The organism is Halomonas sp. BC04, assembly GCF_000568385.1.
Window position 1 is genome coordinate 1 of record NZ_AZQX01000084.1, and the last position, 9,827, is coordinate 9,827.

The window sequence follows — 9,827 nt, forward strand, 5'->3', positions numbered from 1 at the left end:
CCTCCGGGCCGAAGCGCTGCGGGCCGAAGCCGTTGGGCACGCCATGCCGGCACAGCCACTCCCAGCGCGCCTCCAGTCCAGGCGCTTGCACCGCGGCCCCGGTAATGACCAGGGAGAAGCGGTTACCGCGGTGGACGCCACGCTTGAGCTTGCGGGGATGGCGCACCTGCTCGAGCACCTGCACGCCGTGGCTTGCCAGGCGCTCGGCCAGATCACCGGGGCCCTCACGGCCCGGCAGATGCACCGACAGCCATTGCCGGGTCACGGCGATGCGATCCTTCATGCCGGAGTACCCCACGGCACGCTGCGTCACGTCACAGGCGCGAGCCAGGTGGCGCACCACCTCCAGGGTGGTAAGCCCCCGCTTCTCGATCCAGAGCCAGAGGTGCTCCCCCTGCCCCTCCGGGGCGAAGTCGAGGATCTCCTCGACCAGGAAATCCTCCGGAGTGGCGCGATAGTCACCGGACGGAGGCGGACCGAAATGGGCATCCAGCACCCGGGGCCATTGGACGGAAGGCACCGCCTGGGTCATCGTGAGATTCCCGTTGTCGCCGCACTGTCATCACGGGCCAGCAGCAGCACTACCGCCTCGGCGGCGATGCCCTCGCCACGCCCGGTGAATCCCAGCCGCTCCGTGGTGGTCGCCTTGACGTTGACCGCACTCGGCGCGAGGGCGAGGTTGGAGGCAATATTCGCCACCATGCCGCCGATGTGCGGCGCCAGCCTGGGCGCCTGGGCGATCACCGTGGCATCCACGTTGCCGACCCGGTAGCCGGCAGCATGGACCAGTCCGTGCACGTGTCGCAGCAAAGCGCGGCTGTCGGCGCCCGCCCAGGCCTCATCGGTATCAGGAAAGTGACGCCCGATATCACCCAGAGCGCAGGCGCCCAGCAGGGCGTCGCAGACGGCGTGCAGCAACACGTCGCCATCGGAGTGGGCAACGAAGCCCTGCCCGAACGGAATGGCGACGCCGCCGATCATCAGGTGGTCGCCTTCACCGAAGCGGTGCACATCGAATCCATGACCGATTCTGACCATCTAGCGCTTCTCCCTGCCAGTCGCGGTGGTGTTGCCCGGACCCTCGGCACGCTGGGCCGAAAGAATCCGTGCCGCCAGCCCCAGGTCTTCCGGATGGGTGATCTTGATATTGTCCCGCCGACCGGCCACCAGGCGTGGCGCCAGGCCCAGCGCCTCCACGGCGGAGGACTCGTCGGTCACGGCCAGGCCATGCCGTTGGGCGGTCGCCAGGGCCCTGCACAGCAGGCCATAGCGAAAGCCCTGGGGGGTCATGGCATGCCACAGCCCCTGGCGCGACTCGGTGGCTGCCACTCGCCCTGCCCCATCGTCGCGCTTCATGGTATCGGCCACCGGGGCGGCCAGCAGGCCACCCACGGCATCGTGGCGCAGTACCTCGTACAGTCGTGCCAGATCATCGACGGAGACACAGGGCCTGGCCACGTCGTGCACCAGCACCATCTCCTCGTCCCCTGCCCTGCCAGCCAGCGCCGCCAGGGCGTGACCCACGGAGTCGGCCCGCTCGGCACCGCCGTCGACCCGCTGCCAGTGGACGAAGGGCACCCAGGCCGGATCGAACAGGGCGTCGTCCGGGTCGAGGCAGAGGCACAGCCGCGCCGCGGGGAAGGCCTGATGCAGCCGCGACAGGGTATGAGCCATGACCGGCCGGCCAGCCAGGGGGAGGTACTGCTTGGGCCGCTGCGCGCCCATCCGCCGCCCCTGCCCGGCGGCAGGCACCACCAGCCAGAGCGTCTCACTCATCGGCAGCCACTCCGCCAGACGAGGACGGCTGGCGCACCAGCCCGGCATTCGCCTCCAGCAGGCTGCCTTCGATCACCACACCCGGGACCCAGTAGAAGTGCTCGTCGGTCCTCACCATGCCGATATCGCTGCGGGCGCGCTCCTCGATGGCGTCCAGCCCGGTCTTGAGGTCGACGACTTCGGCGCCGAGGCGCGCATTGCGATCGCGCAGCGGCTTGTTGTCGGCATCCAGCACGGCGACCCGCTCGCGGATCTCGCGCAACTCCTGCACCCCGCTGTCGCCGAACCACAGCCGGTATTGCAGCAGCGCCAGCAGCACTAGCAGGGCGATGGCGAGCCACCTGAGCATGGGGGTCCTTCCTCACTGATTCGAAACGGTCGCCATTATGCCACCTTCACCGCGTCGGCTCACGCCCTGAACGGCAGGGCCTGCTCCGCGATCCGACGATAGGCCGCCACATGGCGCTGCTCCTCGGCACAGAAACGCGCCACGGCGGCACGCAGCCCCGGATCGGCCAGGTAGTGCAGCGACCGCAACCGATGCGGCGCAAAGCCGCGGCTCAGCTTGTGCTCGCCCTGGGTGCCGGGATCGAAGCGGGTCAGGCCCCGGGCGAGACAGTGCTCGATACCCTGGTAGTAGCAGGCCTCGAAGTGCAGCGAGTCCGCCACCACTTCGCTGCCCCAGTAGCGCCCGTAGAGCGTCCGGCTGCCCTGCAGGCAAAGCGCAGCAGCCACCGGCATTCCTTCCAGGCGCGCCTGAACCAGCAGCAGGGCTCCGGGCAGCGTACGGTGCAACCGCTGGAAGAAGTCGAGGCTCAGGTACCCGTGGCGGCCGCGCTCCAGGTAGGTGATCTCGTAGCAGCGGTAGAAGTGCGCCAGATCGGCCTCTCCGATCGCCTCGCCCTCCAGGCGGTGGAGTGTCAGCCCCTGCTCGCCGACAAGGCGGCGCTCGCGGCGGATCGCCTTGCGTCGCTTCGAGGTCATGGCCGCCAGAAAGCCGGCAAAGTCACCGTAGCCCCGGTCCTGCCACTGGAACTGGACGCCATGGCGGACCACCAGCGCCGGCCTGGCCTCAAGCCAGCCGTCCACCTCCTCTCTCTCGGCAAACAGCAGGTGCCAGCTCGACAGCGGGCCACCCTCCCAGGTGCCGGCGAGCAGGTCCTTGCAGCCAGCGGGTCGACCCCTGCCGCCAGCGCCAGCCGCGGGCCCGGCGCCGGCGTGAAGGGAATCGCCGTCAGCCCCTTGGGATAGTAGCGCCCCCCGGCGCGCTCCCAGGCATCGGCCCAGTTCCAGTCGAAGACGTACTCGCCGTAGGAGTGGTGCTTGTGGTAATGCGGCATGATCCCGACCAGTGCCTCGCCCTGCCACAGCGTCAGGTGGCGCGGCTCCCAGCCCGTGGCCGCCCCTACCGCACCGCTCGCCTCCAGGGCATGGAGGAACTCATGGCGCAGGAAGGGGTGATCGTGGCCGACCAGGGCGTTCCACGCATCGGCTGCCACTGCCTCGATGGCGGGGAGCGTTTTCAGGACGAGCTCGGACATGCGACTCCTGATTTTTTCGGTGATGACCGATACCGCCGGCTGACAAGCGACCGGCAAACCGCCTACATTGTGCCCAGACCCACCCGCTCCTTCCATCACCCTCACTCAGGGAGACGCGAATGGCCGACGCCAGCCAGCTGTCGGCGCACCTCGACGCGCAGCGCCAGGCCTTCGATGCCGAGCGCTACCCGTCCCTCGCCGTGCGCCGCGACCGCCTGAGACGACTGGGCGACATGACCCGGCACATCGTCAGGACATCATCAAGGCGATTCGACAGGACTTCGGCTATCGACCCGAGGCCGAGACTCGCCTGACGGACATTGCCCAAGTGCTCCAGGCCGTTCGCCATGCTCGCCGTCACCTCAAGCGCTGGATGCGCCCCGGTCGAGCCCCCGTGCCCTTGCGACTGTGGCCGGCCCGTGCGCGTATCTATCGACAGCCCCTGGGCACGGTGGGCATCATCGCCCCCAGCCACTCCCCGTGGAGCCTGGCACTGCTGCCCGCAGTGGATGCCCTGGCGGCAGGCAATCGCGTCATGATCAAGCCCAGCGAAAGGTCGCCGACGACCAGCGCCCTGTTGGCTCGGCTGGCCGAACACTATTTTTCCCCGCAGGAACTCCGCGTCATCACCGGCGACGCCGACACGGGGCGGGCCTTCGCCACCCTGCCCTTCGACCACCTGCTGTTCACCGGCGATGCCCAAGCCGGACGGGAAGTCGCCCTGGCCGCGGCCGCCAATCTCACTCCGGTCACGCTGGAGCTGGGTGGCAAGACCCCGGTGATCATCGGCGCCGATGCGGACCTGGAGCAGGCCGCCGAGCGCATCGCATTCGGCAAGTGGTTGAATGCGGGCCAGACCCGCCTCGCCCCGGACTATGTGCTGGTTCATGAACCGCATCTGGCCGCCTTCGTGGCAGCCCTCACCCGAGTGGTGAAGCGCTTTCATCCCAGAGGAGCTGCCGGTGACGACTTCAGCGCCATCATTGGCGAATCGCACCGCGAGAGACTCGACGCCATGCTGGAGGAAGCGCGGGATCACGGCTGCAGGGTGATCCCGCTGGGCGAGACGATGGAACTCAGCCGAGGCGCCAAGCTGCCGCCGACACTGGTGATCGATCCCCACGGCGAGCTGGCGATCATGCGTGAGGAGATCTTCGGCCCCTGGTTACCCATCATTGGCATCAGCGATATACCGAACGCCCTGGCCTTCGTTCACGAACGGCCTCGACCGCTGGCGCTCTACGCCTTTACCAACGACCCCAAGCAGCGCAAGCACATCCTCGAAGAGTCACACTCCGGCGGTGTCGTGTTCAACGATACGCTCTGGCATAACGCCGTGCCCGCCCTGCCGTTCGGCGGCGTGGGGGGTAGCGGTATGGGTAGCTACCAGGGAGAGGCCGGCTTCCTGCGCTTCAGCCATCAGCGCAGCGTCTTCCTTCAGGCGAAGCGCAGCAGTGTGCGGCTGCTCAACCCGCCCTATCGACGCTGGCTCTACCGACTGATGGGGCTCTGAACAAAATATACGTAATAAAACTACATAGCAGCCGAAAGAGACGTATCATGACGGGGTAAAGTGCGAGATAATTTGTAAACTTACCGCAATCATCACACAACGACGCGAGGTACCCCCATGGCTCGCCCTACCGCAGCTCTCCACCCAACCGTCCATCAGGTTACCGAGCGCATCCGCGAGCGCTCTCGCGATCGGCGCAAGCTCTACGAAGCCCACATGGCAGCCCAGCACAGCCAGGGCGTGCACCGTGGCGAACTCTCCTGCGGCAACCTGGCCCACGGCTTCGCCGGCTGCGATGTCGCCACCGACAAGGACCGGCTGAAGCTGACGAACAGCGCCAACCTTGGCATCGTTTCGTCCTATAACGACATGCTGTCCGCCCACCGGCCCTTCGAGGACTACCCCGCCGCCATCAAGGAAGCGGCACGCGGGATGGGCTCCACGGCGCAGTTTGCCGGCGGTGTGCCGGCGATGTGCGACGGCGTGACCCAGGGGCAGCCGGGCATGGAGCTGTCGCTGTTCTCCCGCGACGTGATCGCCATGGCCACCGCCGTGGCGCTTTCCCACAACATGTTCGACGCCGTGCTCTATCTGGGCATCTGCGACAAGATCGTACCGGGCCTGTTCATCGGTGCGGCCCGCTTCGGCCACTTGCCGGCGATGTTCGTGCCCGGCGGCCCCATGACCAGCGGCCTGCCCAACAACGAGAAGGCGCGCATCCGGCAACTCTATGCCGAAGGCAAGGTGGGTCGCGACGAGCTGCTGGAGGCCGAGTCCCAGTCCTACCACAGTCCCGGCACCTGTACCTTCTACGGCACCGCCAACTCCAACCAGTTGATGATGGAGATAATGGGCCTGCACCTGCCCGGTGCCTCCTTCGTCAATCCCGGCACGCCGCTGCGTGACGCCCTGACCCGCTACGCCACCGAACAGGCGATTCGCAACACCGAGCAGAGCGGCGACTACCGGCCGTTCTACCGCCAGATCGACGAACGCGCCATCGTCAATGCCATGGTCGGCCTGCTCGCCTCGGGGGGCTCCACCAACCACACCCTGCACCTGGTGGCCATGGCCGGCGCGGCGGGCATCACCATCAACTGGGACGACTTCACCGAGCTCTCGGCGGTGGTGCCCAGCATGACCCGCATCTATCCCAACGGCCAGGCCGACGTGAACCACTTCCAGGCCGCGGGCGGCATGAGCCTGCTGATTCGAGAACTGCTCGCTGCCGGCCTCATCCACGGTGACATTCCCACGGTGTTCGGCACCGACCTGCACGCCTACACCCAGGAGCCCTTTCTCGAAGAAGGCAAGCTGGTATGGCGTGAAGGCCCCGTGGAGAGCCACGACCGGGATGTGCTGCGTCCAGTGGCAGACCCCTTCTCCCCCACCGGCGGACTCACCGTACTCGACGGCAACCTCGGCCGCGGTGTGATCAAGATCTCGGCGGTCAAGCAGGAGCACCGCATCATCGAGGCGCCGGTCAAGCTGTTCGACGACCAGAATCAGGTGAAGGCGGCGTTCGAGTCGGGGGCACTCGACCGCGACGTGGTGGTGGTGGTTCGCTTCCAGGGCCCCAAGGCCAACGGCATGCCCGAGCTGCACAAGCTCACCCCCTTCCTGGGCGTGCTCCAGGATCGCGGCTACCGGGTCGCGCTGGTCACCGATGGCCGCATGTCGGGCGCTTCCGGCAAGGTGCCGGCTGCCATCCATGTGACCCCTGAGGCGGTCGATCGGGGTCCACTGGCCAAGCTCCGCGACGGCGACGTGGTGCGTCTTGACGCCGACACCGGCGAGCTGCGCGTGCTGGTCGATGCCGCGGAGTTCAACGCGCGCCCCTTCGTCGACATCAACCTCGAACATAGCCATTTCGGCATGGGCCGCGAGCTGTTCGGCGGCTTTCGCCACCTGGCGGCGAAAGCCGAAGAGGGCGCCGGCGTGTTCGGTGGCTTCGAAGAGGAGGTACTCTCACGCGAACTCGAAACGATTGAGCAGGAGGATCAATGACACGACCGGCGCTGATCGGTGACATCGGTGGCACTAATGCACGCTTCGCGCTGGTGACACCGGGCGCCTTTGAACCCCATGACATCCAGACCCTGCCCTGCGCCGACTACCCCGGCGTGGTGGAAGCCGTGCGCGACTATCTGGCGAAGGTCGGGAAGAACGGGGCCGAGGCACCGGAAGAGGCCTGCCTCGCCTTCGCCTGCCCCATCGATGGCGACCGGGTGCGCATGACCAACAATCACTGGACCTTTTCGCGTCGCGAAGCCCAGGCGGCGCTGGGGCTGACCCGACTGAAGGTGATCAATGACTTCACTGCCCAGGCGCTGGGCGTGCCCCATCTGGGTCCAGAGGATCTGGCGGAGGTCCAGCCGGGAGAGCCCCGTGAACACACCGTTCGACTGGTGATCGGCCCCGGCACCGGCCTGGGCGTGGCCGGCATCTTTCCGGGACGCCGCGCCTGGATACCGCTGCCCACCGAGGGCGGCCACTTCACCTTCGCCCCGACCGACGAACGCGAACAGAATCTGCTGCGCCATTTTCGCAATCGCTACGGGCGAGTCTCGGTGGAGCGCATCCTCTGTGGCCAGGGTCTCCTCGACCTCTATCTGGCCCACTGCTCGCTGAAGGGCGCGCCGCCACGCCACACCACCCCCGCCGAGGTGACCGAGGCGGCCTCCCACGGGGATGGTATCGCCCGTGATACGCTACTGCGTTTTCTGAAGATCCTCGGTGACGTCAGTGGCGATGCCGCCCTGGTCATGGGCGCCGCGGCGGGGTCTATCTCTGCGGCGGCATCCTGCCAAGGCTGCTCGACTGGCTGCCACAGAGCGGCTTTCGCGACGCCTTCAACGCCAAGGGGCGGATGAGCGGCTACACCGGCGCGATTCCGGTCCATGTGGTCACCGCACCCTGGCCGGGGCTGCTGGGCGCCGCCGAGGCACTGCACAACGAAGAAGTGGCGTAATGGAGGAAGCCGAATGATTCCCGAGAGCCTGAGGACACTGCTCGACGAGACCGATGGCCAGCGCTTGGCCGAATGGGCCGGCCGCCAGGTATGGCTCGCTCGCGAACCTTGGGGCGAGCTTGCCGTATGCCTGCAGGGCGCCCAAGTACTGCATTTTTCTCCGACCACCACAGCAGCTACCGCCATTGAGGCTCCCGAAGGCATGGTGGCCGGCGGCTGGTTGTGGGTGACGCCGACGCCGCAGCCGCTGCCGGGGGCCATTCGCGGCGGCATTCCGCTCTGCTGGCCCTGGTTCGCCGACGAGCGCGCCGCCGACGAATCGCCGGATCGCTCGGGGCCCTTTCATGGCCCGGCACGCAAGGCCGACTGGCGGCTGGATGCCGTGGATGAGCACGAGGAGGGCATCGAGCTGCACCTCTCCCCCATCGAGCCCCTGCACACCCAACTGGCCCCCCGGGCCGTCATACAGGCCAATGCCCGCCGTCTCCACGTGGAACTGATCACCGAGCACCGGGGAGAGACCCCGATCAAGCTGAGCGGCGCCCTGCATAGCTATCTTGCCGTGGCCGACGGCTTCGCCTGCCGGCTGGAGGGGCTCGCCGGGGCCCGCTACCTGGACAAGATGGCCGGCTTCTCAGAGCGTGACCAGCAGGGCGAGCTGGCGGTTCGCGGCGGGCTCGACCGCATCTATCACAGCAACGCTGAGGTAGTACTCGACGATGGCACCCGCCGCTTGCGTGTCGCCCGCCAGGGCAGCGATTCCGTCGTAGTCTGGCATCCGGGCGCGACCCCGCCCGATGACACCTCGGCCAATGCCGCACGCCACTTCCTCTGCGTCGAATCGGCCAATACCCGCCTCGACCCGGTATGGCTGGTGCCTGGCGCCAGCATCTGCTGGGAACCACGCTGAGCCTGGAGATCGTTTCATGACCCCTGTGATCACCCGTCGACATGCTCTCCTGTCAGTCCGAGAGCCTTATTTGGCAAGTTCTTCCAGCCAAGGCGAGTTGGCGCCAGCCCGACTGACGGTAACTGCTGCTACTTCGACGGCTCTGGATAGTATGGCTTCCAACTGATCTACTCCCAGTTTACTTAGCTCTGGCTTTTTCAGAACACCCTGCTTTTTCAAGGCTTCAAGTATTCCGGCATTGAAGGAGTCGCCTGCGCCCACTGTATCTACCACGGAGACCTTGGGGGCAGGAACCGAAACCGTATGGTGATGGCTAAAGGCGGTGGCACCCTTGGCTCCTTCAGTAATGATGGCGAGTTGAATGCCCATGTCCAGCATTCGAGCGGCGTGAATTTCGGGTTCTGCTTCCCCGAATAACCAGGCCGCATCTTCATCAGATAGCTTCACGATGTCGCTGTGCGACATCATGGTATCAAGTCGAGTTCGATAGGCGGCTTCGCCCTTAATGAAGCCCTGGCGAATGTTGGGATCCAGCATGATTACCCGGCTAGAAGACTCACGCAGCAGAAAGGATTCGAGCACACTTCCGCAGGGTTCGGATACGAGACTGATACCGCCGAAGAACAAGGCCTCGATCTCGATATCACCCAGAGTCGGAAGATCTTGTTCCGTAACCATTCTAGCCGCGGTGTTTTCATCATAAAAAGCGTACTGTGCCTGACCCTTGCGGAGCGAGATAAAGGCAAGGGTGGTGGGTCGACTGGCAATGGGGGCCAAGCTGAAATCCACGCCTGATCGCTGCAGGTCCTGCTGCAGCTGTTGACCGAACAGATCGTCTGACAGCCCACACCAGATACCAGCCTTCACACCCAGCCGGCTCAGGGCGATGGAGGTATTGAAAACCGCACCGCCTGAGTGAGGCGCGAAAGCCGATTCATCTGCAGCTGTTTGGCGCGGCAGCATGTCGATGAGCGCCTCTCCATTACATAAAATCACTATCAATTCTCCTGCTCAAACAGTTGCCGCCAGGCAGACTGACGATACTCGGTCGGCGTCATGCCTTTCTCTTTGAGAAATCTGCGGTTAAAGTTGGAAATATTATTGAACCCACACTCG

The 9,827-nt window shown here is 65.9% G+C and carries 9 protein-coding genes and 3 pseudogenes; 5 read left to right on the plus strand and 7 right to left on the minus strand.

The window, feature by feature from the left end; translation table 11 throughout:
• The 5 genes and pseudogenes from truD to Q427_RS06185 form a co-directional block, all read right to left on the minus strand.
• Positions 1-532 (minus strand): tRNA pseudouridine(13) synthase TruD (gene truD, locus Q427_RS06165; protein ID WP_043512017.1); only part of this gene is annotated, 532 nt, incomplete at its 3' end.
• The gene (ispF, locus tag Q427_RS06170) at positions 529-1,038 is read right to left on the minus strand and encodes a 2-C-methyl-D-erythritol 2,4-cyclodiphosphate synthase (RefSeq protein WP_043512020.1); all 510 of its coding nucleotides are present in this window, start codon (positions 1,036-1,038) and stop codon (positions 529-531) included. The genes ispF and truD, both read right to left, overlap by 4 nt.
• Positions 1,039-1,776, minus strand: a complete 738-nt coding sequence (gene ispD, locus Q427_RS06175; protein ID WP_043512022.1) for a 2-C-methyl-D-erythritol 4-phosphate cytidylyltransferase — start codon at positions 1,774-1,776, stop codon at positions 1,039-1,041.
• The gene (gene ftsB, locus Q427_RS06180) at positions 1,769-2,125 is read right to left on the minus strand and encodes a cell division protein FtsB (RefSeq protein ID WP_043512023.1); all 357 of its coding nucleotides are present in this window, start codon (positions 2,123-2,125) and stop codon (positions 1,769-1,771) included. The genes ispD and ftsB overlap by 8 nt, the downstream gene beginning before the upstream one ends.
• Positions 2,126-2,184: 59 nt before the next feature.
• Positions 2,185-3,317: pseudogene (locus Q427_RS06185) on the minus strand (GNAT family N-acetyltransferase).
• 119 nt (positions 3,318-3,436) lie between these two features.
• Here Q427_RS06185 and Q427_RS36055 point away from each other — a divergent pair.
• From Q427_RS36055 to Q427_RS06205, 5 genes and pseudogenes are all read left to right on the plus strand, one after another.
• Positions 3,437-3,631, plus strand: coding sequence for a hypothetical protein (locus Q427_RS36055; RefSeq protein WP_331280557.1), 195 nt, complete (start codon positions 3,437-3,439; stop codon positions 3,629-3,631).
• Entirely contained in the window at positions 3,586-4,830 is a 1,245-nt protein-coding gene (locus Q427_RS06190) for an aldehyde dehydrogenase family protein (protein ID WP_331280556.1), read from the plus strand. Before Q427_RS36055 ends, Q427_RS06190 begins: the two co-directional genes overlap by 46 nt.
• Before the next feature lie 117 nt (positions 4,831-4,947).
• Positions 4,948-6,837 (plus strand): phosphogluconate dehydratase, encoded by a 1,890-nt coding sequence (gene edd, locus Q427_RS06195; RefSeq protein ID WP_043512026.1) that lies wholly within the window; start codon positions 4,948-4,950, stop codon positions 6,835-6,837.
• Positions 6,834-7,801: pseudogene (glk, locus tag Q427_RS06200) on the plus strand (glucokinase). The gene edd and the pseudogene glk overlap by 4 nt, the downstream one beginning before the upstream one ends.
• Before the next feature lie 13 nt (positions 7,802-7,814).
• A pseudogene (locus Q427_RS06205) lies at positions 7,815-8,731 on the plus strand (aldose epimerase family protein).
• Positions 8,732-8,777: 46 nt separating this feature from the next.
• Here Q427_RS06205 and Q427_RS06210 read toward each other — a convergent pair.
• The gene (locus Q427_RS06210) at positions 8,778-9,707 is read right to left on the minus strand and encodes a carbohydrate kinase family protein (RefSeq protein WP_043512030.1); all 930 of its coding nucleotides are present in this window, start codon (positions 9,705-9,707) and stop codon (positions 8,778-8,780) included.
• Positions 9,708-9,709: 2 nt separating this feature from the next.
• A partial coding sequence (locus Q427_RS31035; RefSeq protein WP_155833468.1) for a helix-turn-helix domain-containing protein occupies positions 9,710-9,827 on the minus strand: 118 nt, incomplete at its 5' end.

Bases quoted from the DNA above. Each gene is read 5' to 3' on its own strand.
- ispF (WP_043512020.1), bottom strand. From the start codon at position 1,038: ATGGTCAGAATCGGTCATGGATTCGATGTGCACCGCTTCGGTGAAGGC.
- edd (WP_043512026.1), top strand. From the start codon at position 4,948: ATGGCTCGCCCTACCGCAGCTCTCCACCCAACCGTCCATCAGGTTACC.
- ispD (WP_043512022.1), bottom strand. From the start codon at position 1,776: ATGAGTGAGACGCTCTGGCTGGTGGTGCCTGCCGCCGGGCAGGGGCGG.
- ftsB (WP_043512023.1), bottom strand. From the start codon at position 2,125: ATGCTCAGGTGGCTCGCCATCGCCCTGCTAGTGCTGCTGGCGCTGCTG.
- Q427_RS36055 (WP_331280557.1), top strand. From the start codon at position 3,437: ATGGCCGACGCCAGCCAGCTGTCGGCGCACCTCGACGCGCAGCGCCAG.